Source organism: Bacillus alveayuensis, from assembly GCA_030812955.1.
In the GTDB taxonomy this organism is placed as follows: Bacteria; Bacillota; Bacilli; order Bacillales; family Aeribacillaceae; genus Bacillus_CB; species Bacillus_CB alveayuensis.
In genome coordinates this window covers 1-26,989 of the sequence record JAUSTR010000017.1, presented here as the reverse complement: position 1 = coordinate 26,989, position 26,989 = coordinate 1, and the positions used below count along the sequence as shown (strand labels likewise).

General features: G+C 36.0%; 27 protein-coding genes. 14 read left to right on the top strand and 13 right to left on the bottom strand.

Annotated elements, in window-relative coordinates:
- The first annotated feature begins 64 nt into the window (after window positions 1–64).
- Together yfkAB and J2S06_RS13055 are read left to right on the top strand one after the other, a co-directional pair.
- Window positions 65–1,186, top strand: coding sequence for a radical SAM/CxCxxxxC motif protein YfkAB (yfkAB, locus tag J2S06_RS13060; RefSeq protein WP_419152575.1), 1,122 nt, complete (start codon window positions 65–67; stop codon window positions 1,184–1,186).
- A gap of 22 nt (window positions 1,187–1,208) precedes the next feature.
- Window positions 1,209–2,072, top strand: coding sequence for a mechanosensitive ion channel family protein (locus J2S06_RS13055; protein WP_419152574.1), 864 nt, complete (start codon window positions 1,209–1,211; stop codon window positions 2,070–2,072).
- 84 nt (window positions 2,073–2,156) lie between these two features.
- On the opposite strand, the gene J2S06_RS13050 is transcribed toward J2S06_RS13055, so the two are convergent.
- Window positions 2,157–2,945 carry a YfkD famly protein gene (locus tag J2S06_RS13050; RefSeq protein WP_419152573.1) on the bottom strand — a complete coding sequence of 263 codons (789 nt, stop codon included), beginning with the start codon at window positions 2,943–2,945 and terminating at the stop codon, window positions 2,157–2,159.
- Between the two features lie 494 nt (window positions 2,946–3,439).
- On the opposite strand from J2S06_RS13050, the gene J2S06_RS13045 reads away from it, so the two are divergent.
- The 6 genes from J2S06_RS13045 (at window position 3,440) to J2S06_RS13020 (ending at window position 10,774) form a co-directional block, all read left to right on the top strand.
- Window positions 3,440–3,982, top strand: a complete 543-nt coding sequence (locus tag J2S06_RS13045; RefSeq protein ID WP_419152572.1) for a helix-turn-helix domain-containing protein — start codon at window positions 3,440–3,442, stop codon at window positions 3,980–3,982.
- A gap of 48 nt (window positions 3,983–4,030) precedes the next feature.
- Complete coding sequence (locus J2S06_RS13040) at window positions 4,031–6,073, top strand: hydantoinase/oxoprolinase family protein (RefSeq protein WP_419152571.1); 2,043 nt, start codon at window positions 4,031–4,033, stop codon at window positions 6,071–6,073.
- A 4-nt stretch (window positions 6,074–6,077) separates the two neighbouring features.
- A complete protein-coding gene (locus J2S06_RS13035; protein ID WP_419152570.1) occupies window positions 6,078–7,832 on the top strand; it encodes a hydantoinase B/oxoprolinase family protein in 1,755 nt (584 codons plus the stop codon).
- Window positions 7,833–8,168, top strand: coding sequence for a cupin domain-containing protein (locus J2S06_RS13030; RefSeq protein ID WP_419152569.1), 336 nt, complete (start codon window positions 7,833–7,835; stop codon window positions 8,166–8,168).
- A 134-nt stretch (window positions 8,169–8,302) separates the two neighbouring features.
- Complete coding sequence (locus J2S06_RS13025) at window positions 8,303–9,391, top strand: M24 family metallopeptidase (RefSeq protein ID WP_419152568.1); 1,089 nt, start codon at window positions 8,303–8,305, stop codon at window positions 9,389–9,391.
- Window positions 9,392–9,448: 57 nt separating this feature from the next.
- On the top strand, window positions 9,449–10,774 hold the full coding sequence (locus J2S06_RS13020; protein WP_419152597.1) for a purine-cytosine permease family protein: 1,326 nt from the start codon (window positions 9,449–9,451) through the stop codon (window positions 10,772–10,774).
- A gap of 487 nt (window positions 10,775–11,261) precedes the next feature.
- Here J2S06_RS13020 and cax read toward each other — a convergent pair whose 3' ends face one another.
- Both cax and J2S06_RS13010 read right to left on the bottom strand, forming a co-directional pair.
- Entirely contained in the window at window positions 11,262–12,317 is a 1,056-nt protein-coding gene (gene cax, locus J2S06_RS13015; protein ID WP_419152567.1) for a calcium/proton exchanger, read from the bottom strand.
- 395 nt (window positions 12,318–12,712) lie between these two features.
- Window positions 12,713–13,096 carry an OsmC family protein gene (locus J2S06_RS13010; RefSeq protein ID WP_419152566.1) on the bottom strand — a complete coding sequence of 128 codons (384 nt, stop codon included), beginning with the start codon at window positions 13,094–13,096 and terminating at the stop codon, window positions 12,713–12,715.
- A gap of 221 nt (window positions 13,097–13,317) precedes the next feature.
- On the opposite strand from J2S06_RS13010, the gene J2S06_RS13005 reads away from it, so the two are divergent.
- A complete protein-coding gene (locus tag J2S06_RS13005; RefSeq protein ID WP_419152596.1) occupies window positions 13,318–13,464 on the top strand; it encodes a BH0509 family protein in 147 nt (48 codons plus the stop codon).
- Window positions 13,465–13,902: 438 nt separating this feature from the next.
- Here the strand turns inward: J2S06_RS13005 and J2S06_RS13000 are convergent, their stop codons facing one another.
- The 3 genes from J2S06_RS13000 to J2S06_RS12990 form a co-directional block, all read right to left on the bottom strand.
- Entirely contained in the window at window positions 13,903–14,718 is an 816-nt protein-coding gene (locus J2S06_RS13000; RefSeq protein WP_419152595.1) for a YihY/virulence factor BrkB family protein, read from the bottom strand.
- A 62-nt stretch (window positions 14,719–14,780) separates the two neighbouring features.
- Window positions 14,781–15,110, bottom strand: a complete 330-nt coding sequence (locus tag J2S06_RS12995; RefSeq protein ID WP_419152565.1) for a YtxH domain-containing protein — start codon at window positions 15,108–15,110, stop codon at window positions 14,781–14,783.
- An 18-nt stretch (window positions 15,111–15,128) separates the two neighbouring features.
- The gene (locus J2S06_RS12990; protein WP_419152564.1) at window positions 15,129–15,599 is read right to left on the bottom strand and encodes a low molecular weight protein-tyrosine-phosphatase; all 471 of its coding nucleotides are present in this window, start codon (window positions 15,597–15,599) and stop codon (window positions 15,129–15,131) included.
- 126 nt (window positions 15,600–15,725) lie between these two features.
- Between J2S06_RS12990 and J2S06_RS12985 the strand changes: the two genes are divergently transcribed.
- Both J2S06_RS12985 and J2S06_RS12980 read left to right on the top strand, forming a co-directional pair.
- Entirely contained in the window at window positions 15,726–15,950 is a 225-nt protein-coding gene (locus J2S06_RS12985; RefSeq protein WP_044747652.1) for a DUF1128 domain-containing protein, read from the top strand.
- A gap of 58 nt (window positions 15,951–16,008) precedes the next feature.
- A complete protein-coding gene (locus tag J2S06_RS12980; protein ID WP_419152563.1) occupies window positions 16,009–16,158 on the top strand; it encodes a hypothetical protein in 150 nt (49 codons plus the stop codon).
- Window positions 16,159–16,593: 435 nt separating this feature from the next.
- On the opposite strand, the gene treR is transcribed toward J2S06_RS12980, so the two are convergent.
- The 4 genes from treR to J2S06_RS12960 form a co-directional block, all read right to left on the bottom strand.
- Window positions 16,594–17,310: a trehalose operon repressor gene (gene treR / locus J2S06_RS12975; RefSeq protein WP_419152562.1), complete on the bottom strand. Its 717-nt coding sequence runs from the start codon at window positions 17,308–17,310 to the stop codon at window positions 16,594–16,596.
- A gap of 147 nt (window positions 17,311–17,457) precedes the next feature.
- Window positions 17,458–19,134: an alpha,alpha-phosphotrehalase gene (gene treC / locus J2S06_RS12970; RefSeq protein WP_459077054.1), complete on the bottom strand. Its 1,677-nt coding sequence runs from the start codon at window positions 19,132–19,134 to the stop codon at window positions 17,458–17,460.
- A gap of 84 nt (window positions 19,135–19,218) precedes the next feature.
- Entirely contained in the window at window positions 19,219–20,631 is a 1,413-nt protein-coding gene (treP, locus tag J2S06_RS12965; RefSeq protein WP_044746845.1) for a PTS system trehalose-specific EIIBC component, read from the bottom strand.
- A 252-nt stretch (window positions 20,632–20,883) separates the two neighbouring features.
- Window positions 20,884–22,227, bottom strand: a complete 1,344-nt coding sequence (locus tag J2S06_RS12960) for an FAD-binding domain-containing protein (RefSeq protein WP_419152561.1) — start codon at window positions 22,225–22,227, stop codon at window positions 20,884–20,886.
- A gap of 194 nt (window positions 22,228–22,421) precedes the next feature.
- On the opposite strand from J2S06_RS12960, the gene J2S06_RS12955 reads away from it, so the two are divergent.
- Entirely contained in the window at window positions 22,422–23,621 is a 1,200-nt protein-coding gene (locus J2S06_RS12955) for an MFS transporter (RefSeq protein WP_044746843.1), read from the top strand.
- A gap of 104 nt (window positions 23,622–23,725) precedes the next feature.
- On the opposite strand, the gene J2S06_RS12950 is transcribed toward J2S06_RS12955, so the two are convergent.
- Complete coding sequence (locus J2S06_RS12950) at window positions 23,726–24,106, bottom strand: DnaJ family domain-containing protein (protein WP_419152560.1); 381 nt, start codon at window positions 24,104–24,106, stop codon at window positions 23,726–23,728.
- A gap of 24 nt (window positions 24,107–24,130) precedes the next feature.
- Window positions 24,131–24,691, bottom strand: a complete 561-nt coding sequence (locus J2S06_RS12945) for a DUF2179 domain-containing protein (protein WP_419152559.1) — start codon at window positions 24,689–24,691, stop codon at window positions 24,131–24,133.
- A 553-nt stretch (window positions 24,692–25,244) separates the two neighbouring features.
- On the opposite strand from J2S06_RS12945, the gene J2S06_RS12940 reads away from it, so the two are divergent.
- On the top strand, window positions 25,245–25,712 hold the full coding sequence (locus J2S06_RS12940; protein ID WP_419152558.1) for a CBO0543 family protein: 468 nt from the start codon (window positions 25,245–25,247) through the stop codon (window positions 25,710–25,712).
- Between the two features lie 102 nt (window positions 25,713–25,814).
- Here the strand turns inward: J2S06_RS12940 and J2S06_RS12935 are convergent, their stop codons facing one another.
- Entirely contained in the window at window positions 25,815–26,558 is a 744-nt protein-coding gene (locus tag J2S06_RS12935) for a YkgJ family cysteine cluster protein (RefSeq protein WP_419152557.1), read from the bottom strand.
- A 180-nt stretch (window positions 26,559–26,738) separates the two neighbouring features.
- Here J2S06_RS12935 and J2S06_RS12930 point away from each other — a divergent pair, with 180 nt between their 5' ends.
- On the top strand, window positions 26,739–26,870 hold the full coding sequence (locus J2S06_RS12930) for a YflJ family protein (protein ID WP_083979112.1): 132 nt from the start codon (window positions 26,739–26,741) through the stop codon (window positions 26,868–26,870).
- The last annotated feature ends 119 nt before the right edge of the window (window positions 26,871–26,989 follow it).

The following is a 26,989-nucleotide window of genomic DNA, read 5'->3' as shown; positions in this document are numbered from 1 at the left end:
TTGAAAGCACATATGATATAAAATGATATGATCTGGTGGATTGAAAAGGAGAAGTGTGATCAAAATGGCTGTTCAAAACAAATTAGCTCCCATTACCCCTTCCTATGATCCTTGGGAAGCGTATTTAGATATCGAGCAATATGGAAAATTAACATTAACCAATGTTGAATTTACGACAACAACTATTTGCAACATGCGCTGTGAACATTGTGCTGTCGGTTATACATTATCGCCAAAAGATCCAGAGGCGCTGCCGCTTGATTTGATTTTAAAGCGTTTAGATGAAGTTCCTACATTACGTTCTTTAAGCATTACGGGCGGAGAGCCAATGCTTTCCTTAAAATCTGTTGAAGAATACGTGATACCGATTTTAAAATACGCTCATGAACGCGGCATTCGAACGCAAATTAACTCAAACTTAACATTAGATTTAAAGCGCTACGAAAAAATTATTCCGTATTTAGACGTATTACATATTTCTCATAACTGGGGAACAATTGATGATTTCGTAGAAGGCGGATTTGCGATGATGGATCGTAAACCGACTTACGAACAGAGAGCGAAATATTTTGAGCGAATAATTGAAAACAGCCGCGCGCTTGTAGACGCTGGTGTAATGGTTTCAGCAGAAACAATGCTTAATAAACGAACCCTGCCTCATATTGAAAAAATTCACAAACAAATCGTCGAAGAAATGAAATGTCAGCGCCACGAGGTTCATCCGATGTATCCAAGTGATTTTGCAAGTACTTTAGAAGCATTAACACTTGATGAACTCCGGGAAGCCATTCATCATTTGTTGGACGTACGTGATCAATCCGTTTGGATGCTATTTGGAACATTGCCTTTTTATGCATGTAGTGATGATGAAAAAGATCTTGCGTTGCTTCAACGTCTCGGAAGCAGTAAAAATGTAACGGTACGTAATGATCCTGACGGCCGTTCACGATTAAATGTCAATATCTTTACTGGCGACATTATTGTAACAGATTTTGGTGATACACCACCGCTTGGGAATATTCAAGAAGACACATTACTATCTGCATACGAAAAATGGAGCCAGTCAAAAATAGCTAAACAATTGAATTGTCATTGTCCAAATGTCAAATGTCTCGGCCCTAATATTCTAGTTAAAAATAGCTACTATGAAGATGTTGATTTTACTGTAAGAAAAGCAAATCTCTAAATTTTTTTAAAGGGGACTGTGTATGGAGCAATTTTTACAAATAGTTAACCACCCTATCATTAAAATTGTCATCGTCGGTTTGATCCTTATTATCGTTACACGTATCATCAATAAATTGGTTCACAATTTTTTCAAGAAAACAGATTTTATTGAAGAGCGAAAGGAAAAAACAATTGAGAGCCTTATTCGCTCTTTGACAAGATATGTTGCAACAATTGGATTTCTTTTATATATTCTTTCACAATTTGTTGAAGACTTCGGTCGTATCTTGGCTGGTGCCGGAATTGCTGGGATTGTGATTGGCTTTGGTGCTCAAAGCTTAATTCGAGATATATTAGCAGGGATCTTTTTAATTTATGAAAAACAGCTTCACCAAGGTGATTTTGTCACAATTAATAATACCTTTAACGGAACCGTTGAAGAAATTGGTTTACGTTCACTCAAGCTGAGAGAATGGAGCGGTAAAGTCTTAACTATTAGCAATGGAGAAATTAAGCAAATTCAAAACTATAATATTGAGCAAATGCGAGTGATCGAACGTGCAGTTGTGAGCTTTCGTGAAAATCCCGATGAGGTTTGGAATGTATTAGAAGAAGCCTGTAACAGCCTAAACGAAAAGTTTGCTTACTGCTTGAAGCGTGATGATTCTGGAGCAATGATAGAACCGTTCCAAATTTATGGTATTACTTCCTTAAATGCAGGATTTCGCGGCTATGAGTATACGATCATTGGACTTGTCGATGACCGTTACTATTGGGAAGCAAGTAAACAAGCTCGTAAAATGATCGCGCAAACACTATATGATCATCAAATAGAATTGGCTGAAGAACGCTTCCTAATGATCTCATCACAAAAGAAAGGCCATTCAAGTGAAAGCGGCATTTAACTAATATATAGCTGACCCAACATGGACAAACCTCATTTTTTCATGCAACATGCTATGTTCATTGTTTCGGGTCAGCTTCTATATTTATTTTGGTTGTTCAGTGATAACAAATCCAAATGAAACACGGTCCTGAACAGGAATCCAAGCACCGATTCCTTGTTGAGTTACATTTTTCACAACAATTTTCTTTTGCCTTCCTTTTAAGACTAAATACACTTCACCATACGTCACCTTTCCTTTTTCGTTGATGGCTGGGGCATACGCATATAAATAGCCCATTTTTTTTGGCGGAATATTATAAACATGCTCTTTTTTCGTTCCTACTCCAACAACCGTTTCAAATGATAACGGTAAATTTGTTTTCTTGACAGCTTTTAGGAGCATCATTTTTTTAACATCTTCAGCCTTTGGAATATTGGCTGTCAACCCACCCGTTACTTTCTTTTGTACTTCCTGCTTATAACGAATTTGAACAGGTGATTTTCCTCCCCTGTTATCAAAATAGTTCGTGTTTATTTTTTGATATTCCCAGTTGGCAGCTGTTTCTGTCGATTCATAGTTTAATGCCCACTGTCCTAAATAAATGGTGGCACGATACCCAATGGCAACCGGTGACGGCATTATATTCGTCTCATTTAACATTTTAATTAAGTCGGGATTTTCAATTTTCACATTGGAAGAGTCAATTAATTGCTGAGTTAATTCACTTGGCTGTAAATACGGCAAGTCTTGCGTTGGATTCGGGTACGTATTGTCTTGAGAAATATCTGTGACAGAATTAGGGATTTTTATGTTTTCAGATGCGGCAAAGGATGGGATTGTAAAACTACATAATAAAAACAAGATGAAAGAAAAGCATAAAATCTTTCTCATGTCGTTTACTCCTTTCAAAATGCGTTTATCAGTAGTTTTTTCAAGCTTTTTATCATTTATCCAATTTAAGTGAGTTTCCATTTTTTATAAAGAAAAGATTGGTCTTACTATACTATCGATATGACGTTGCCAGAACACATCTACTCGCTCTCACACAACTGGCGTCTTCCAGCAAACAAGCCTATCACATGCACCCATTAAAACCAAAAGACTACAGATCGTCAGTGAATACATTTCTCCAATATTTTTATTGTCTTAAAAAAGTTGATAATTACAGTTATACAGGAATTATGTATTTTAGCTGCTAAGAAAGCTGCTAAGAAAAGAACATGTATCAGTACTTGAAAATAATACATATTTTTAATTTGTTATTTTTTTAAAAATTTATTTTTAATTCTGACAATTTTGTGATAACATAAAAATTACAGTATTACTTAAATATTTTTTTAGTAATACTGTAATATTATAGGAAGTCGTTTTTTGGAGGTAGTGGTTTGGAGGAATTATCAAAGCGAATTCGTGAATTAAGAACTGAAAAGAAAATTACTTTAAAGGAGTTGAGTGAAAAAACAGGATTATCAATAAGCTTTTTATCCCAAGTTGAAAGAGCATCATCATCGCTTGCGATAACTTCATTAAAAAAGATTGCCGATGCTTTGGAAGCCCCTATAACTACTTTTTTTGAAGATTATAAAAACGAAAATTATTATGTCAAAAAGGAAGAACAAAAGCCGTTCCAATTAAAAGGATCAGGGGTTGTTTATACGAGACTTGGTGGAGAATTTTCTGGAAGAAATATTGAACCGTTACTTGTTACGTATCCGCCAGGACCTACAACGGAGAAATCTTTTAGCCATCCAGGAGAAGAGTTTTATTATGTTCTCGAAGGAGAATTATTGTTTTACGTAGATGGTAAGGAATATTTTTTGAAAGCAGGAGACTCTATTCATTTTCCGTCGCATTTACTTCACTCTGTAAACAATCCTTTAGAAGTAGATGCCAAAGTTCTTGCTGTAGTAACACCTGTTATATTTTAATAACTGATTACTTTTTATTAATTATGGATTGAGAAAGGCGGTTAAATTATGAGAGTTGCAACAGATATTGGGGGGACATTTACTGATCTAGTTTATATCGATGATACAGGTAAAATCGGTGTGGCCAAAAGTCATACAACACCTCCTAATTTTGAAAATGGCGTATTAAATGTTATTAAGGAAAGTGGTATCGATACTAAACTATTAGATACATTTATTCATGGAACTACCGTAATCATCAATGCACTAACTGAAAGAAAAGGAGTTAAGACTGGGTTAATTACCACAAAGGGTTTTCGTGATGTATTAGAAATTGCTCGAGGAAATAGACCTGATCTTTTTAATATTCAATATAAAAAACCAACGCCTTTTGTTCCTCGCTATTTACGCAAAGAGATAGAAGAACGTTTAAATTATAAAGGTGAGATAATTGAAAAGCTAAATGTTGAAAGATTAAAAGAAATTATTGAATATTTTAAATCAGAAAATGTTGAAGCGATTGCAGTTTCGTATCTTCATTCCTATAGCAATCCATTTCATGAGATTGAAACGGTAAAGTATATTAAAAAAGTGTGGCCTGAGGTTGCTGTAACTGCTTCTCATGAGGTAACGAGAGAATGGAGAGAATATGAACGTACTAGTACAGCTGTATTAAACTCATATGTAAAGCCTATTGCTTCTACATATATTGATCGTCTTGAAAAAGAACTTAGCAAAATTGAAAAAGATTCAAACAAATATATTATGCAATCTAATGGTGGTACCACAACATTTGAACAATCAAAGCAAACACCAATTAATATGGTTGAATCTGGACCAGTAGCAGGAATATATGGAGCTGCCATTTTAGGAAAAATTCTTGGTGAAGAAAACATTATAGCTTTTGATATTGGTGGCACAACGGCTAAGTGTTCGCTTATTGATGGTGGAGATGTTAAGGTTACAACAGAATACAACATTGAACGTAATGAGCGAAGTGCTGGATATCCAATTAAGGTTCCTGTTGTTGATATTGTTGAAATTGGAAATGGTGGGGGCTCAATAGCTTGGATAGATGACGGCGGATCTTTGAGAGTTGGACCTCAATCTTCCGGAGCCCTTCCTGGACCAGTTGCTTATGGAAAAGGTGGAACAGAGCCGACGACTACAGATGCCAATTTAGTAGTAGGTCGACTTTCCCCTAAAAACTTTGATAATGATGTTGATATGGTGAAAGTAAAGGAAGTCATTGCAGAAAAAATTGCAAATAAATTCGAAGTTTCTGTTGACGAAGCAGCACTAGGTATTATTCGCATTGCAAATTCCAATATGTTAAATGCGCTTAAATTAATCTCTGTAAGAAAAGGATACGATCCTCGTGAGTTTACGTTAGTGGCATTTGGTGGTGGAGGCTCCATGCATGCTCCTGCACTTGCAAAAGAGCTTGGAGTTAGAAAGGTAATTGTTCCAGTAGCATCTTCTGTTTTCTCTGCATGGGGAATGCTGATGACCGATTTACGTCATGATTACATTCAAACTTTTATTCGACGTGTAGATGATATAGATTATGATGAATTCAATAAGCTGTTAGTTCAACAAGAAAATAAGGCTATTAGCCAATATGAAGATGAAGGTGTTGAAAAAAATAGGGTCTTATTTACACGATATGTTGACCTTCGTTATATCGGCCAAGAACATACAGTAAAAGTACCTGTCCCAAATGGTGTTGTAACAAAAGACACAATGGCAGATGTGATTAAAAAATTCCATGATACTCACGAGCAATTATATACATTTAAACTTGAAAACTCCCCAACAGAAATTGTCAATGTACATCTAATGGCTCTTGGTTCTGTTCAAAAGCCTGAAATATCTAAAATGGAACATAATGGTCTTTCACTGCAAGATGCGTTAAAAGAGGTTAGACCAGTTTTATTTGAAGATCATGGCTGGATTGATACAAAAGTATTTGATAGAAGCAAGCTAAATACAGATGCAATCATAGAAGGACCTGCAATAATCGAAGAATCATCTGCATCAACTGTAGTATATCCTGACCAATCAGTAACTGTCGATATATACGGAAATTTAATTATTAAGACAGGGGTGTAAGATCATGGTGAAAACAGGTAAACCTAAAGTGGATTCATTTACATTAGATATTGTAAAGGATTCATTAATTGCAATCGGAGAAGAAATGTTCTATGCATTAGCACGAACATCAATGAGTCCTATTATATATGAAGTATTAGACTATGCTAGTGGTTTAACGGATTCAAAAGGGCAATTGTTAACTCAAGGAAACGGAGTAACTGGATTTATTGGAATGCTAAGCTTTATGGTACGTGAAACTGTCGAGAAGTATAATAAATCGGGTGACTTAAAACCTGGAGACATTATTCTAATCAATGATCCATATGGAGGCGGAGGCTCCCATTTATGTGATGTGGGACTCGTAATGCCAATCTTCTATGATGGAGAATTAATAGCTTTCTCTGCTAATAAAGCGCATTGGACAGAGGTTGGAGGGAAAGACGCTGGATCAATGTCAACAAATTCAACTGAAATTTATCAAGAGGGGCTTCAATTCCCATGTGTAAAGATATTTGAGGAAGGTAAATTAAATCAAGCAGTAGTTGAAATAATTCGTGCCAACGTTAGATTCCCAGATCTTTCTCTTGGTGATTTATGGGCTCAAGTAGCAGCTTTAAAAACTGGAGAAAGACGGGTTCAAGAATTATGTGAAAAATATGGTAAAGAAACAGTAGTGAACTCCATTCATTATCTTTTAGACCATGGTGAACAACTAGCACTTAAATCTTTAAGAGAATTACCGAAAGGCGTTTATACGGCTGAAGACTATATTGACGATGATGGAATCGAAAAAGGACCGTTCCATGTAAAAGTAAAAGTTGAGATTACGGACAATGAATTTATATGTGATTTTCGTGGAAGTCATCCACAAGTAACAGGATCTATCAATTCCACGTTAACAGGCTTAGTCTCTGCAGTTAGAACTATTTACCTAGCTATAACCAATCCATCACAAGATGTTAACGATGGTTCATTCCGACCACTTCGTGTAATTTCAGACAAAGGATCTATATTTAATGCAGTGAGACCAGCGCCTGTCTCAATGTATTGGGAATCCATGTTATTTGGAGCAGACTTAATTTGGAAAGCGTTAGCACCAGTAATACCAAACCGTTTATCTGCTGGACATTTCTTATCTGTATGTGTAGCAATTCTTTCTGGGAAACATCAAGATACGAATGAACCTTTCTTAATTGTTGAGCCTTCCGTCGGTGGATGGGGAGGAGACAAAGAGAAAGATGGAGCTTCTGGTCAATTCTGTATTCTAGATGGGGAAACTTTTAACATTCCGATAGAAGTTTGTGAAACTAGAAACGGAGTTCTAGTAGACGAATATAGATTGAATACTGATGGAGCAGGTGCAGGAGAATTCCGAGGTGGTTATGGAGTAGTGCGTTCGTATCGTTCACTTACAGACAACCAATACTTCACGGGTTCTTTCGGACGTCATAAATATAAACCTTGGGGAGCCAATGGCGGTAAAGATGGCTCAACTAACTACTTTGAATTCGTGAATAGTAACGGAGAAGTATCTGCTCCATTTGGTAAGTATAATCAATATCGATTAAATAAAAATGATGTTACCCGACTTGTCACAGGTACAGGTGGTGGATATGGTAATCCACTTAAAAGACCTATTGATAAAGTTATCTGGGATGTAAAAAATGAATACATTACAGTGGAACAAGCTCAAAGGGATTATGGTGTTACATTGAATCCAGACACGTTAGAAGTAGTGGGAATCTCAGCAAAACGTAAGGAACTGGAGGAAAAATAATTGGAAATTGTAACAGTAAATGAAATTAAGGAACAGGATCGAAACGATGTAACCATGAAAACCCTATTTGATAAATCAGTAGTTGATGGAGGACGGACTGTTTTTGGGATAGTTTCTATTCCCCCAGGTGTGCGAATACCATTGCAAGGCACAGCTTCCCATCTAGAAGACGAATATGGGTTAGTAATAAAAGGCTCTATACTAACGATGAGTGGTGGAAAAGAATATAGAGTCGAGGCAGGACAAGCAACGTTTATTCCACGTGATGAAGAACATTGGGCATATAATGATGGGCAAGAAGACTGTGAAATAGTTTGGGCTTTAGTTTCTAGATAGATTTTGTATTCTTAAATATGCATCTTTAGAAATTAACTTAAAAAGGGCATTTCCTCCTATTATGAAAGGCAAGTAGTTTGATTTCCCCTATGGAGGAAAGTCCTATTTTATTCAATTAAAAGGAGAAGGTTGCATTGGGATATCAACAACGTATTCAAAAAGCTCAGCAATTATTGGAAGAAGAAAATATAGAGGCACTAATCGTGACATCACCACCAAATTTCTTTTATTTCAGTGGAACATGGTTAGATTCGCATGAAAGATTGCAAGCCATTGTAATTAAAAAATCAGGACCACCAATCATGGTTATTCATGAAATGGCCAAAGAAGAAATTAGAAACCTTTCCTTATTCGAGTCAATATTCTGGAAAGATGGTGAACACTCGATAGAAATATTAAATAGTAACTTACCTAAATCAGGTATTGTGTCGATAGATAACCAGTGGCCGAGCCAAAACTTAATACAGTTAATGCGACTGAATCACAATATTCACTTTGTAGAAAGCACTAATGTCATAGGAAAGTTGAGACTATATAAAGATCAGTTAGAAATAGAGTTATTGAGAAAATCAGGATCCATAGCAGATGATGTAATGGAAAAGGCAATAGCTTTTATTGAACCTGGCAAAACAGAGATTGAAGTTGTTAATGAAATTAAGAGATTGTTTAAGACACATAATGTTGAGACATTATCTTTTCCACCGATTGTTGGAGCAGGGAAAAACGGAGCTATTCCTCATCATCAGGCGGACGAAACAATAATATCAGAAGGAGATATGGTAGTTATTGATCTAGGCGGAATAAAGGATCACTATTGTTCTGATATGACTAGAACTATAGTAGTTGGAAAAAAAGTTAGTGATGAAATGAAAGAAATATATAACATTGTTAAGTTAGCCCAAGAGGAAGCAGTTAAAGCAGTTAAACCGGGAGTTCCTATAAAAGAAATTGATAAAAAAGCAAGGGATATTATAACTAAAGCAGGCTACGGAAAGCAATTTACACATAGGACAGGACATGGAATAGGAATAGAAGTCCATGAAGAACCTTTTATAACAAATAAAAATATGCAACTCCTTGAAGAAGGAATGGTTATAAGTATAGAACCAGGAATTTACATTGATGGAAAGTTCGGAGTAAGAATTGAAAATATTGTGTTAGTGACAAAAGACGGGTGTGAGTCTTTCAATCATTATACACGTGAACTAATTTGCAAATGTTAAAAAATAGTCTGAAAAATTATCTAAATATTAAAAAAATGAGGTGGATACGTGGTGGAAATGAATAACAAATCAACAATGGGAAAAGATGAGGCATTGTCCCCAGTACCTTTAAATGAGAGGCAACACTGGTTAACCCCTGCAATTATTTTTGGAGGACTTGAATTTACTATTCCGGTTTTAATGGTTGGTGCATCACTTGTCGGAGGATTTTCATTAACTGAAATTTTGTGGATCATAATTATTGCCATGGTTTTATTCCAATGGCCAGGTAACTTTATTCAAGGATATATAGGTGCTAAAACAGGTAGATCTTCATCAGTTATTGCAAAATCTAGCTTTGGGGCAATTCAAGCAAGGTTTATTGTTGGACTAACTATTTTCATCGTGTCGATGGGTTGGTGGGCTCTTCAGACGGCAGTTGCGGGAAATGCTATTTCAGCAATGTTTGGAATTGATTATAAAAGCGAATGGCTCGCATGGGCATTGATAACTATTATGGCTGGGTTGCTTTTTGCTCTTCCAGCAATTATAGGCTACTCATCAATGAAATGGACCGATTATATTGCTGTACCAGCAGGCCTTCTATTAATAGCTGGTGGAATCTATTTGTCACTAAAAAACATAGGATGGGAAACAATCTCTAATTGGGATCCTGAACCTAATATGACTTTTTTAGCAGCAGTCAGTCTAGTTATTGGTGTTAATGTGTCTCAATGGGTTATAGCTTCTGATTACACTAGATATGCCAAGCCAAAAATAAAAGATAACTTACTAATACCTTTAGGAATAATTGCTGTAGGGATCCCTCTGTTTTATGTTGGTTCTATTATGTCTGTTGGAGTTGGAGAAGCAGATATTGTAACGGTTATGTTAAACATGGGTTTCCCAGTTTGGGGGTTTTTGATCCTATGGTTTGCAACTTGGACTAGTCAACTTATTAATAATTACAGCATGGGCTTAGCACTTAGTAATATGCTAAACGTAAACTCAGGTAACGGCCGTGCTTTATTGACTTTAGGAGGAACAATTATTGCTATTATCATCGCACTTGCAGGGATTTTAGATTATTTTACCGATTTTCTTTATATGACTGCTTTAGTTTATCCTTCCATTGCTGGTGTCATGATGAGTGATTTCTTCTTGATACGTAAGCAGCAATGGGTTGAAAATAAAGGTTGGAATTGGATGGCTACTATAGCATTAGTGGTAGGAACCTTTACTGGATACCTTACACAGTATGTGTACCCATTTGGATTACCTGCAATTCAGTCATTAATAATTTCAGGCATTGTGTATTTCATTGCCATGAAGGTTAAAGCTTCCGTTGCACCAGATGAATTTACTAAAATCCAAAGTGGTGAAGATGTACGAAGTGTTGTCTGAATTTATTTACAGGGGAACTAATATTAAGTAGCAAAAGGTACTGGAGGATGACTACTACTTTCATTAAGTTTTATGCCACAACCCAAACTTGTCATGTACCGACCGCTTGCCCTTGATGTAACTGAATACACTTTCCACTTCGACTTTGCGCCGAGAGTAGAAAGTGGCATTCTTTTCACATTCAAGGGCTGTTTACGCATTCGTTTTCACTTCTTCGAAAAAGGGATTCCTGTAGACTTGACGATTTCCCCATTATTTCTTTAAGTCTTCACATAACCTCATCTATTCCCTTTTCTTATACACGATCTCAATGATCCAACATATTAAAACTGATTCTAATAAAAACAGTGAAGTTTGGCCAGTTTTTTAGTACGAACTCATAGTTCTTAGGCTGTCACGATCTTACTTCACTTCTCTATAACAATATTGTAGCACAGACCTTGGCCGTAGTCTGTGCTCTCACCTTAATATATTTTTCATTTGTTAATCAGAGTAAATAAAATCCAATTCCCATAATTATATAGGCAGCAAGCAAAGTAGCCCCTTCGAACCAGTTTGTATCGCCATCGTTTGAGATGACGATTGTTAATAACACAGCTGTAGCCATAGCGATCAGTTCTGGTAGTGTAAAAACAAGCGGCATTTTTTCGGCAAACATAAGCGAAATGATTACTAAAATCGGCGCTACAAACATCGCAATTTGCAATGTAGAACCTACCGCGATTTCAACAGCAACGTCCATTTTATTTTTATAGGCCATGATCACAGCAGATGCATGCTCTGCGGCATTTCCGACAATGGCGACGATAATAACCCCAATAAATAGTTCACTCCACCCCAGCCTTTCAGCAACGATTTCAAAAGTGTGGACAAGGTTTTCAGACACATACGCAACAGCGAGAGTCGAAATGAATAATATAGTCGTAGCTAGTTTTCCTGACCATTCTGGATTTTCATGCTCATCAATCGTTTCATCCTTACGCTGATAAACCCCACGATGTGTGACAAGTTTAAACAATAAAGCAGCTAAATAAAGACTAATTAAAATAATGGATATTCCAACACTTAACACAAGTGTCCGCTCATCATTCATCGTCTGGGAAAAGACTTCCGGAATCACGAACGCAACAATCACAGCAAACGTTAAAAGCCCTGCATTATGACGAGCATCGTATACATTAAAGCTTTGCCGTTTATACTTTAATCCTCCAATAAAAAACGATAAACCAGCTACTAATAATAAGTTCCCTAATACAGAGCCAGTTAGGGATGCTAAAACAACTTCAATGAGCCCAGCTTTCAATGCAAAGATAGAAATAATTAGTTCAACCGCATTTCCAAATGTCGCATTTAAAAGACCTCCTATACGTGGTCCAGTGACAATGGCTAAACTTTCGGTCGCTCTACCCATGTAGCTTGCCAAGGCAATAATAGTCAAACAGTAGATGACAAACATTAAAAGAGGTGTCCAATGAAAAACACTTCCAATAATCGAAAGAGGCATACCAATTACAACAAGGAGAAAAAATATTCGACTAAACACGTTTGCTACCACCTTTTATAATGATTCCTTTTCAAAATGATTTTACCCAGTTTTTTATTGTTAGCGTAACCTTCATCCTTTATTCTATTGTTCATAACCATTTATACAAATTGTATTTTCTATAAATTGATTAAAACTCCTTCCAACATGATCTTTTAAAAAGGCTGTTTTCGTAAACTTTGTTGCTTTTCGACTGTCTATGAACCGAACAAAGCACGTGGTCGGACAAATCACATTTGTCCGACCATCTACTTTTGTTCGGTTCACGTCACACTACACGCGTGACATAGCAAGCGTGTCGCTTGCTTGACAGTCGAAAAGCTATCGTATAGTAAAGCAACAATCTTTTAGAAAAGAGCCTTTAAAAAAAGAGGCTGTTAAACCAGCCTCCAAGTTTATTGAACTAATTCAAATGTTTCCACTATGATAATGCTTCCTTCAACGGATTGAACCATTGGACAATTTTTTCGAGCTAATTCAATTGATTTATGTATTTGGGTTTTGTCTAGGTTATTTCCCTTAATTAAGTAATGAAGATGAATTTTCTCGATCCGATTTGCTTTTTCCTCATTTCGTTCAACATCTGCTTGAATGGTTATATCCTCAATGTCAATACGTTTTTTTTGTAAAATTTTCCGAAGAACACCACCGCTGCATACAGCAATCGCCGATACCATTAATTGAAAAGGTCGGAAGCCATACTTTTCATCTCCTGCTACATGAAGCTCCCCATATTCAAAATTCGTTGTAAAACCGACTTCTTTCATTTTAAATTCCATTATTCACAGCTCCTTCTGCAGTTATATTTATTTCTGTATTTTCTAACTCCAACGTTACCATTTTTATGATTTCTTGTAAAAGAAAAACGCATATCATGTCATCAAAAAAAATTTATGAATTTTTTAAAAAATCGTTTGAACTTTCTGTTCATTCTGTTATATAATAGTATCAACAAAAACAATAACTGTATCATAACAATAAATGAGAGGGGATTAAAATGATGAGCCGTCAAGAACGAAAAAATATGATTGATTTTATTGCCAAGATGAAAGAGATTGATCGTGAAACTTTAATGTATATGACAGATGCCGATATTGAACACATTTATTCTTCAACTTATCATTCCTACATGGAAATGAATGAATAGATATGACATTCATTTTCCATTGTTGTCCTAGCTGCCGCTTTCTTCCTTTTTTCTCTATCTAAATGAAAATAGACACCTTGTTTGGTGTCTATTTTTATGGCTCTTTTCGCAAAGATTGTTGTTTTACTATATTTCGACTGTCATTAGCAAGCGACACGCTTGCTATGTCACTTACAAGCGTGACGTGAACCGACCACATTCTTTGTTCGGTTCATAGACAGTCGAAAAGCAACAAAGTTTACGAAAACAGCCTTTTTATTCGTTAAAACCCTTAATGATAACCATTTTGGCCGTTTGCACTGCTGCTCGTTTTATGTTTCGGTTTGCTTTTTGAGCTTTGCTTATTATGATGTCCACCTTTTTTGGATTGTTTAGACAAAATGGATCCCCCCTATCATCATGCTCGACTAATGTATAGCATGCTCAAATGGGCCAAAACTATGAAGGAGGATGATGGTAACGATGATAGATAATGGCGTTAATTTCGCCTCCTAAAATAATGATGATAGCTGATAAGTAAAACCATATTAACAAAACAATAACCCCACCAAGACTTCCATATGTCACACTGAATTGTCCAAATCTTGCGACATAATATGAAAAGGCTAATGACACGACAATCCACCCAACTGTTGCAAAAAGGGCTCCTGGATATACTTCGAATAGCTGTAATCGTTGATTTGGAGCCATCACATAAAGTCCTGTAAATACAATTAATAAAATGATTGCGCTAAGCAGCCAGCGCATCGTATTCCAAATCGATAAAAACAGATTAGAAAAACCGAAAGCAGTAGAAATCAATAACCCTATTTCCCGGCCAAACACAGGAAGCAACAAGGCGACGACAATCACAAAAATCATAGCAAATGTTAAAATGATGGCCATTCCTCGCGCAATGAGAAAATGGCGATTTTCCATTACATCATACGCACGGTTAAGCGCCCTAACAATGGCATTAATCCCATTGGATGCAGACCATAAAGAAGCAATGATACTGAATGATAACAACTTCCCATTTTGCGTATCAATCACTTGTCTTACATTTTCCTCAATTAATTTCATAGAATTCCCAGGGGCATATTGACGAATAAAATCTAATAGAGCATCAGTGGAAAGAGGCAGATAACCCATCAATGTGATCAGAAAGATTAAAAAAGGAAATAAAGACAATAAAAAGAAATACGCTAATTCTGCAGCTAAACTTGGAATTTGATGCCGTGAAAACCGGCTTACTAGTTCTTTATACAGATTCAGTTGGGCGTGCCGGCCTATCATGTCATCACCTCTTTTTATTTGAACAATGCTGCACAAGTCTTTTATTCATGGTAATTTTTTTGGATTCTCTCTTTTGTTTCCTCTATAAGCTCGATCAATTGAGGAGTAAGCTCTTTTAGCTCTTTTACTTTTTCATTGATAAATGATAAATCGTCTGAAACATGACGAAGTGTTTGTTTGGCTTCACTTATTTTATTTTTTACAGCATTAGAAGCTTCCGATGGATTTTGCACATAGTGTTTCATTTGTTCCGTCGTTTTTATTCCGATATCCTTTATATGATCGCGAGTTTTTTTGTCCAATAATGAAATCGCAGCCCCAACTAGAGCGCCAAGCAGCACCCCTTTTAATAATTTATTTTTATTTCCCATTGATTTTCCCCTTTCCTATTATAGGTTGTATTCTTTTTTGATCGTCTCTAATAAACCTTTACAACCTTTTTGAACCATTTCATACACTTCTTCAAAATTTCCTGTAAAATATGGGTCTGGCACATCAACTAGATCTCTATCTTTGACATAATCCATCAATCGTCCGATATGGCCGGTTTTGGAAAAGGTTGCTAAACGACGTAAATTTCCTATATTTTCTGTATCCATCCCTATAATATAGTCAAAATTGAATAAATCTTCTTTCTCTACCTGGCGTGCTTTTAAACCTTCATAGGAAATTTGATATTGATCTAAAATTTTTCGCGTCCCTTCATGAGGTGGTTTACCAACGTGCCAATTCCCTGTACCTGCAGAATCGACCATTATTTTATCCTCTAGCCCTTCCTTTTTCACAAGATCGCGAAAAACAGCCTCTGCCATTGGTGATCTGCATATATTTCCTAAACAAACAAATAATACTTTAATCAATGTTTATTCCCCCTGTTTTTCCTTGTCCCTTCATTTTTCATCTTATGTTTCAAGAAAAAATTTTTCAATATATATCAGGCTGAAACATGTTACAATGGAACAAACAAAAGCGAAAGGATGAACACATTGAATTTGTCTGAAAAATCATCTGAAAATGTTGCATTTATGATTCAAAAGATTACGGAAAAGCTTAATGTGATTAACATCGGGGCTATTAAACCTACTCATTTTAATGAAGATATGTATGACGAATTAAAAGACATTTACGAATTGGTGATGAAAAAAAATACTTTTAGCCCTAGTGAAATGCAAGCTATTGCGGAGGAGCTAGGCAGCTTAAGAAAAATGTAAAGTTTCCATTCTGTAGCCTTTCCCTTTTGCATATAAGTGTACAAAGGGGGAGGAGCGTATGATTGGATATTGGCTAATCGTTTTATTTTTTACTGCGATGTTGATCTCTTGCATTATTCTCTTTATTCAATCAATCAAAGCAGCAATAAATACAGAGGATGCACACCGAATTGATCCAATTCCAAATCGAGAAAACATGCAGGATTAGTAGAGGCTGTCCCACTCGGCAGCCTCAAATGAATATTTTTCTTGAAACACCGATAGATTGAATAGAGGATTTGCATCATTTGGCTATATAAGTTGCAATAAAGAAATTGCGATATTTTGTTTCTATTTGAAACTTTAACGTTTTCGTCTTTTATGGAGTAATCGGTATTTTTCGACTGTCGGGTGACCGAACAACACCGCTTCCAGACATATGCATTTGTCTGTGAAGCGGTTGGTTGTTCGGTCCTCTGTCACGCGAAGGCGTAACGAAGTCAAGTCTTAAGACTTCTCTTTCGACTGTCGAAAAAATAGGAAATCTGTTTTTTCGTCAGCCATAAGTTAAATCTCCCAGTTGTATATATGCAATGCGGCCAGTAATCGGCTGAGTGTAGAACAAAATTTCAACTTATATAGCATATTCTTCAGCGTATTGTCTTTATAATCCTCTTCTTGCAAAATCAACAAAGCGAAATTTATCTAAGCGATGTCGTGATTCTGTATATTGAAATAATGCCGCATCATCTAAATACACATGATTTTTTACTACGACAATGTGGTCAAACCTATCTAGCTCCAAATATTTTCGATCCTCATCTGTAACCTTCTCCACGATAATTTCTTTTTTCGCAAAGCTGATGTTTAGCTTTAGCTTTTTTTCTAAATATTCATAAATGGAACCTTCACAAATTTCCTTTGACAAAAATGGAACATGCTTTCTTAACAAATAATCTTTATCGAGAATAATTTCTTCTCCATTAATATTTCGTGAGCGGACAATTTTCCACACTTCATCTTTAGGGCTTGCTTGCAATTGTTGTTTGATGAATTCATTAGGCTTCATTAAGGCGAATTCGTGTACGGTCGTTTTCGTTTTCATCCCACTATGTTCACTAACTTCCTTAAAGCTCACTAATCCCGAAAAAGGCAAGCTCATTTTTTGAACATCTAAAACTATGGAGCCTTTCCCCTTCACTTTTTGAATAAAGCCATTTTGAGCTAATAAATTTAACGCTTTTCGAATCGTTTCACGACTCGTTTTGTATGTTTTCGTTAAATCATTTTCTGAAGGCAATATTTCTCCAGGTTTAATTTCTCCAGATTTTATTTTTTCTGCCCACTCTAAATAAATAGTGTAGTATTTATTATTTCTCATAAAATCACCTATTATATTTTAACACGTATTCTTCATCATATTAAAAGAGGTTCCATTATTTTAAAACATCATTCAAAAGTTATATAAAAAAGAGGCTATTCAATAAGTGCCTGAACCCACATGTGAGGCCAGACACTTAGCAGCCTCTTATTTCCATAAATAAAAAACAATCGATTCATACGGACGAAGTGCAATACGTTTCATATCATGAGAAGAATCCGGATAGTTGGATAGTAACATTTTACTTTGATATCCTTCTAAGTCGATTTCTTTTGGCAGTTCAAACGTTGTTTCGCGATCATAAAAGTTATTGACAACTAATAGCTTTTCATCATTTCCGTTTCGGACATAGGCAAAAATTTCAGGATGATCCGCTAGTAGAAGCTGATAATCTCCTTCTGTAATAATGTCGTATTCCTTGCGAAGGTGAATCAATTTTTGATAATGATAAAAAATGGAGTCTTCATCGTTTAACACATTTTCAACATTGATTTCTTTATAATTTGAAGCTACCCCAATCCACGGTGTTCCTTTTGTAAATCCTCCATGCTCTTCACTATTCCACTGAACAGGTGTACGTGAATTATCACGAGACTTGCTTTGTAAAATTTGTATTATTTCTTCCTCGTTCATACCTTTATCTTTCAAAATATGGTACATATTGATCGATTCAACGTCGCGGTAGTCTTCAATGCGCTTAAAGTATGGGTTTGTCATCCCAATTTCTTCACCTTGGTAAATGTATGGTGTTCCTTGCATCATATGAATGGTTGTTGCTAACATTTTCGCTGATTCTTTATGATACTTTCCATCATTTCCATATCGCGACACAACACGCGGCTGATCGTGGTTGCACCAGAACAACGCATTCCATCCGCCGCCTTCATTCATTTTCGTTTGCCACTCAGATAAAATTTGTTTTAAGGCTAAGAAATCAAAGTCCGCAACTGTCCATTTTTCACCGTTTGGATAGTCCACCTTTAAATGATGGAAGTTAAACGTCATGTTAAGTTCTTGACGTTCTGGATTTGTATATTGAATGCAATGGTCAATTGATGTGGAAGACATTTCGCCAACGGTCATCATGTCATACTTCGAAAAAACCTCTTGATTCATTTCATGTAAAAATTCATGAATTCGCGGCCCGTCCGTATAAAATTTTCGGCCATCACCATGATCATCATCTGGGAAGCTTTGATTTTTAGAAATTAAGTTAATGACATCTAATCGGAAGCCATCAACACCTTTTTTCAACCAAAAATGCATCATATCATAAATTTTCTGCCGCAGTTCTTCATTTTCCCAGTTTAAATCAGCTTGTGTGACATCAAATAAGTGTAAATAGTATTGGCCTGTTTTTTCATCATACTCCCAAGCACTTCCACCAAATTTTGATTCCCAATTTGTCGGTGCGCTTCCATCTTCTTTTGGATCCTTCCAAATATAGAAGTTCCGATAAGGATTGGCTTTTGATTTTTTCGCCTCTTGGAACCATGGGTGTTCAGTAGATGTATGATTAACGACAATATCCATCATGATTTTTATATCTCGTTTATGTGCTTCCTCTAAAAGCTCGTCAAAGTCTTCCATCGTTCCATATTCTTCGTGAATTTGGAAATAATCACTAATATCATATCCATTATCGTTTTGAGGAGACTTATATATCGGTGTTAGCCAAATGACATCGACACCCAGCTTTTTTAAGTAATCGAGCTTTTGAATAATTCCTTGTAAATCTCCAACTCCATTCCCAGTCGTATCGTAAAAGCTTTTCGGGTAAATTTGATAAACAACAGCTTTTTTCCACCAAGGTTGTTGGTTCAATGTTTCCATCTCCTTTTTCGGTTTCAAAACAGATATAACGATACAAGCGGAAAACATTTTCCCGCTCGTATCGTTTTTCGACATTTAATTATTACGTTTCATTTTGGCAATTAGAATTGTGGCAGCAAATGGTACGACAAGAACGATGATCATACCGATAAAGAAGGCTCCCCAATGTTCAGGGAAGATGGAAATAATTCCAGGCAATCCCCCTACACCGATCGATGCTGCCCTAACTCCATTCATCGTAATAAACATACCAGCAATCGCTGAACCTGTAATGGCTGATAAAAACGCATATCGATAGCGTAGGTTGACCCCAAACATCGCTGGTTCAGTAATGCCTAGGTAAGCAGAAATGGCAGATGTTAACGATAGCCCTTTTAATTTTTCATCTTTTGTTGCAAACATCATTCCTAATGCAGCAGAACCTTGAGCGATATTAGAAAGCGCTAGCATCGGCCATAAGAACGTTCCGCCTGTTGTCCCAATTAACTGCAGGTCAACCGCTAAAAATGTATGATGCATTCCGGTAATAACAAGTGGTGCATATAAACCACCATAGATTAATCCACCAATAACAGGTGCAGCTTCAAAAATGCTGACAACTCCATTTGTTAATGCATTACCGATTGTAAAGGTAATTGGTCCAATAACGATAAATGAAACAAAACCTGTTAATAATAATGCAATCGGTGCAACGAGCAACATTTGAAACGCATCTGGAATTCGTTTTTTTAAGAAAATTTCAAGCTTTGCTAACACATAAGATGCAATTAAAATTGGCAAAACTTGTCCTTGATAACCGACTTTTTCAATTTCTAACCCAAATAAATTCCAAGTTGGAATTGTTCCTTCTTGTTGTGCAGCACCATATGCCCAAGCATTTAAAAGGTCAGGGTGTACAAGCATTAATCCTAATACAATACCGAGCAGCGGACTTCCACCAAATTTATGAACAGCTGACCAACCGATAATACCTGGCAAGAATACGAATGCTGTATTGGCAATTAAGTTAATAATTCCGGCAAAATCTTTCCATTGTGTATGAACATCAATGAGCGCTTTTCCTTCATAAAATAAATCCGGTGCTGTTAAAACGTTGTTAATACCCATTAATAAACCGGCTGTGACGATTGCAGGTAAGATGGGAATAAAAATATCCGCTAATGTTTTAATTAATCGTTGGAGTACATTTAACTTTTTAGCCGCTTCTTCTTTAACATCCTCTTTAGAGGCTCTTTCAAGATTTGTTTGCGCTAACAATTCATTGTAAACCTTTTCAACAGTCCCTTGACCTATGACAATTTGGAACTGACCATTTGTAGAAAACGAACCTTTGACAACATCAATGCTCTCTAACTGTTCTTGATTTACCTTTCCTTCATCTTTAAGGATTAAGCGAAGACGAGTAACACAGTGTGTCGCTTTTTGAATGTTGTCTTCTCCACCAATCGACTCTATAATACGGCGAACTTGATCTTGATACCCACTCATTTTCGAACCTCCGTAATCGTTTTCAATGTCGTTTCAAAAAAATAACGACCTTGCGCGCTAAACATGTATATACATGTCATTTTTTATTCTAATCATGTAAATACATGTTGTCAACGCATACATTTTTTAAATTTTTTTGTCATTGATATTGTTAGTATTCACACAACGAATTAAACAGGGGGAAGTCCATATAGCCTTACCATAAGAAAAAGGCTGTCAAGGTCAGTTTCCAGTGACCCTACAGCCTCATGTTTACAAGTCAAACTTTAATTGTTCGCTATGCTGATCAATCTGTTTTTTTCGTAATCTTTCATGGCGAGCTTTCCGATAGGCTTGATAAACATCAACGATAGGAGATGGGTAACCGAGCTTAAAAAATCCCGGATACAACCAAGGCTCATGAATATATTGGGAAGGAACATTTTTTAACTCTGATACATGTCGCCTAATAAATTCTCCGTTTGGATCATGCTTTTTCGAAAACGCAATCGGGTTCATCACCTTTCCTTCTTCTATATAGCAGTATTGAATAAGAGGATCGTAGTCGAGCAATAATTGTGCAAAACTTTGGCCAATTAAAGAAGTAGAAACTCCTGCAAGATCTCTTATAAATGAGACTGCTACTAAACGTGATTGATGGTTAATCCATCCTGTTTTCATCACGTATCGCATAATGGCATCAATGATCGGAATACCTGTTCGTCCTTTTATCCATTTGTTTAAAACGTCTAATTGTGAATCATCCTCATGATTAACATCATAAAATTTCCCTTGAACAAAATAACCTGTCACACATCGTTGGTAAATTTTTTGCACAAAAGTTTGTAAAAGCTTTGCCTTGTCTGTTCTTTTCATCTCTTCATCCACTTGTTGAATGACATATCTTAACGAAAGATTGCCCCATGTCATATATGGTGAAAGTCTACTTGAATAGCGAATCTCATCTATTAAATGTTTATATTGATGCCTTTCATGAAAATATTGTAAATAGCTATTCAACGTCTCCTTTCCATTCGTTTCCCCGCCTTTCAGTCCAAAGCGAATTTTTTCTCCTTGTACTTTGTAATTATAAAGAGCGCTCAAATCTGTTTGAAAAGCTGATGGACATCTATTAGGAATGTTGATCTTTACGGGCGTTTCATGCATTTTTTCATTCATAAAAGCACGCCATCTTTTTTTATATTGGCTCTCATTTTCGATATCCAAAAAATAGGCTTGCGAAGGAAAACAAGCAACAGGCAGCCCATGCTCTTTCATCCATTGACAAACACGAGTATTAAGATTCACCATTTCCTTTATGCTCGTATATTCGTAATAAAATAGCCGGAACGCTCCATACGTCTTACTTAATTGTTCAAGCGCTTCTTCGATTTTGCCAATAAAAATAAAAAGTTTTCCGCCGCGCTTTTCTATTTGCGCCTTTAAATCTTCTAAACTTTCAAGAACAAATTGAAAGTGCCGAATCGATAAATCATGCTTGGACCAAAAAGTCGGTTCCACGATATAAAGGGGCAAAACTTCTCCATATTGCAGTGCTTCAACTAAAGGTTGATGATCATGGAGCCGCAAATCTTTTATAAACAAGACAACATTCATAACAGTCACTCCAACAAATTCATTTCATGATAGTTTGATTGTACCTGAACAAATGAAAAAATCACCAAAAAATGAAATGAAAATTTTCATATTCCAAGACGTATTATGAGAAGAAAAATCGTTTTTATGGTTTAATATAAAGAAGAAGAAATTTTTTACATTCGAAGTATTCGATTAAGGAAGTGTCATGGATCATGTCAAAGAACGGAAAAATTTTAATTGGGTTATCTATTGCTGCTTTTTTAGGGCCGTTTACACAAACGATCTACACACCAAGTCTTCCCGAAGTAGGGCATTTTTTTCATGCTAATTCATTTATGGTTAATTTCACCATATCGATCTATACGATGATATTGGCTGCCAGCCAATTTATTATCGGTCCTTTATCCGATACGAGAGGACGCAGGGCTACATTACTTCCTGGTCTTTTTCTTTTTATGATTGGCTCTTTGATTTGTTTTCTTGCCACTAACTATTTGATTTTTTTGTTAGGAAGAGCCATTCAGGCCTTCGGAATCAGTACAGGATCCGTTGTGGCCGCAGCTGTTATAGGAGATATATTCGCTCCAAGTGAACAAGGACGGGCGATGAGCTTTTATCAGACAATGGTTTTTCTTGGTCCTGTTTTAGGCCCTTTATTAGGGAGTGTTATAGCCTCTTACTATGATTGGAAATGGCTGTTTTTTATTTTAATTTCAGGGGCCATTATCGTTTCTGTTTATAATGCTAAAACGCTGCACGAAACATTAACAAAGGATCGCACTCCTAAAAAGATTACCATTCAAACGTTTAAAAACATTTTATTCGATAAATCGGCCTTTCCTATTATGCTGCTTGGCTTTTTTCAGTTTTATGGATATTACATTTATCTAGTCTTTTTACCTAGTTTATTAGACGAATTATATCAAGTTTCATTGACGGTAAAGGGGCTTTTCTTTATGCCGTTAACAGCGGGAATTGTATTAGGTACGTTTTTAGGCGGGAAAGTACAGCAATATTTAACCCATAAATTAATACTTGTCTATACTTCATATGGAATCGGCATCGTCGTTTCGATTTTCTGGATTAGTTTATGGCTAAATGCCCTCATGATTCCGATTTTAATCCTTTTACTATTAGCTTATGGCATTTTGCTCGGGATGAGTTTGCCGTCTCAATCGACAACACTAGTTAATTTGTTTTTAAACCAAAAGGGAACTGCTATCGGTGTTTACAACTTCATCCGCTTTACCGGTGCAGCAATCGGTCCTCTGTTAGGGGCAGCCTTTTATGCAATGGGCGGAAATCATGCCCTTTATATTTCTTTATTTTTCTTTCTATTAGCGGCGGCTTTTGTTATCCATAAAAATTTGGAAGACCCGTTTGAAGCTAGTAAAATTTCGGCAGATTTTTAGAGGAAATATGTGTATGATCATTCATGAAAGCTTATAGCCTTTGCCCGACTTACAATTAATAGATTGATATAGAAAGGGCTAAATCAGTCCGATTTAGCCCTTTTTCATGATCTTTTTAATAGCTTCTCATACACTTTTTCTTTATAAAATGCGGAAGCGGGGGTATTGAGGCCTTTGCGCTTTTCAAAAATGCGATCTAGCTTCAGCTGCTTTTCCGTCCATTCTTCCTTTAGCTTTTCCCGCTCCTCTTGGTCATAGCATGTTCGAATCAAATCTTCAATTCGCATCATTTCTTTTTTCAGTTCGACTTCCTCATCAAGCATGTTCGCATTCTTCAGCATTCGATAGCCCATACGAAGCTCCTCTGGTACATGGGAAAAGTCATCAAGCTTCAGTGGCTTTCCCATTCCCGGTAACTTTTTAAACTCTCCTTCTTCATATGCCTTTTTAATTCGCTCTTCCGCTAATAATGTAAAAAAGTCCATGGAAATGGCTCCTTTTATTTGAATTCATTCTTGATTAAGCTTTTTCTCTTTTGACTGGATTTTCTTCCAACGTTTTTTCATGGAGTTTGTCATATATCCACCTTTGAAGGAACGCAATTCATAAGAACTTAAAAATGCTTTTGGTTCAATTTCATTCACTAGTTCTAAAAATTCTTCTTCACGTGAACGCTTCGCTACGACTTCTAAACGATATCTCTTTGAGCTCATTCCTTCTCCTTCAAATACGGTGACACCAAATCCAGCTTCTCTTAGTTTGTTCACTAAACCAGAATTTTTATCAAGCAAATTCACATTATAAGTGACATATCCTAAAGCCATCTTTTTCTCAATGGCACCACCAATCAAAAGTCCAACACTAAAACCGATGACATATGCCGCAATATTGAACCAATTCGATAAATCTTGAAACACAATCCCTAAAGCAACGATATAAATGGCACCCTCAAGCAACCCAACTCCTGCAGCAGCCTTTGTTTGATTTTTAACGAGAAAAATGGTTCGAATCGTCAAAACCGGTACATATAAAATTTGCAGCAAAAAAATAAGGGCGGCCTGCAATAACATTCATCCCACTCCTCTTCACAAAAGACATACCTATATCCTAATAATTGAATGGTAACATAGGATATTTTTGAAAAGAAACTACTTTTACACATTTTCATTTATAAATTTTTTACCAACTTTTTGTCAGGGTATGGTATAGAGAGGCTTATATATGATAAAAGTTATTTTTTTAAGCCTAAAAACCCAAAAAAAACACAAGGAAATTGAACCTTATGTTTTAAGTTAAGTTTTTTGTCTCATCACCATATTCTGTGATGTTCACACAATTCCGGAAATAAGTTAGCGAGATTGATACTCAATCTAGAGTAGCTCCTTCGTCAGCTTGCAGACCACTAAGTGGGTAGAATGGAAGCGGTCAAGTGCTTTCCTTGACGGCTTCCATTCTACCAATTACAATACGGAAAGCTGATGAAGGGCATGGTTAAGCAACCTGATTTTTATAAGTTTTACCTGTACTTTCCAAAAATACACGTAGCCGAAATCTTTCAAGGTTTCCATGATTGGAAAGTCACCGACTATTTAAAAGAATAAACTTTTTCAGGTGGGGATATTTATGATGAATATTGTAAAACAATCGAGAAAATCGAACTCGCCATCATTGCCAAAAAAGCAATTTTTCTTCGGAAAGAATAATGTTGCTTTAATAGCTACAGTGCTATTAGCCACTTTACTTGGCACATACTTAGACTTACTACTTGTCCACAGTGGATTTTACACCTTTCCAAAACGATTATTTCCTAAATTATTTTCAATTAACATCTTGTTCACACTTGTTATACTACCCATTATCACCACATCGTTTTTAATGGTTATGAGCAAAATCCATCCTTTTGTTCGACCGCTCCTTCTATTAATAATTGGCATTTTTGCCTATCTTTTTGAACTAATGGCTGAACGAATAGGTTTATTTATACATGCCCCTAAATGGAATCATTTAAATTCTTTTATTGGATATATCCTTTTCTTCATGATGATGTGGAGATTTTACAGTTTGTTAGTGAATTCTACTAAAAATAAATAGGGGGATACACTATGAGCCTCGGCCTATTATGTTGCAGACTTTTTCCACTTATAGTTATTTAACACCGTATTTCCATACCCCATATATGAACAAACCGACTCATTACGAGTCGGCTTTTAAGTATTCAGATAATAAGTTCGGCAAATAATCATACGTGATGAAATCATTCGGATATTCAAAATGAAATTCTTCTTCTTCGATCAACTCTTGTAAAACTTCATTTAGTGCCTGAATGTAAAAAGTGTATAAAAACTCATAGCTGAATGGTTCTTTCGGTACATCATTTTCAGCACATACTGCTGGGTGACAGTAGTTTAAATATGTGCGACATGGAATTGGACGTACTTCATACACTTTACAAGTATTTGTTTTCGTATCTAGAAATGGGCATGGCAGTTGCTTTCGAATATAAGACTCTTTAAATGATCGGTCGTCTTCAAAGTGAATAGAGCAAGCTTTTAAAATTTTATCATGATAGGTTTTGAAATAATGATTTAGGTGCTCCAAGATTTCTTGCTTTTCATCATTTGGTAAGCTATTGATGTATTCAATCATCAGCTTTGCTTCTGCTTTCGTTACAATAATTGGAAAATAACAGCAGTAAGCACACCCTTTATAGCAGCTCGGTTCAATGTTTACGCTCTGCTCAATTTTTTTAATTTCTTCATCTACTACACTTAATAGCTCTTTTAACGTTGTAACCATAAATTGTTGAAACGTAACAGGCTCATCTATGTTAAACAATTCCTCTACTTTTTCAAAAAACGATTCACCATCTGGAATGAACTTTTCGTTGATCTTTTCGCAAATCTTCAACATATCTTCATATGACAAGTAGTGACTCAATGATAACACTCCCCCTCATCCCATCTTTTCCTATACTAGTTGAGGAAATACAAAAAGTCTACTAATTTTAAACATATTTCTTTTTTAATAAAACCAAAATGTTACAATGGTAATTAAACAGCGAGACTAGCTTCTTAGCCTTTTCATTACCAGACTAAATAAAGAAGGGGTGGGGTTTTCATGTACTTTGGAAGTAAAGGTTGGTACGTGAAAGAACTCAAGAAACTAGGAATTCGACACTATGAAGGACGGAAACTTGAAAGCTACAAGACTCACGTTTTAGCTAAGCTACTAGAAAGACACAGTCGATAATTTCAGAATTTCAAGATAAATAAAGGGGCTGTCCAAAAAGTCAGTGTAATTGACTTTTTGGAGCCCCTTTTTTGAAATTTTTTAATTAAAAGGCACAAAAAAATCGCCCTTTTTAGTAA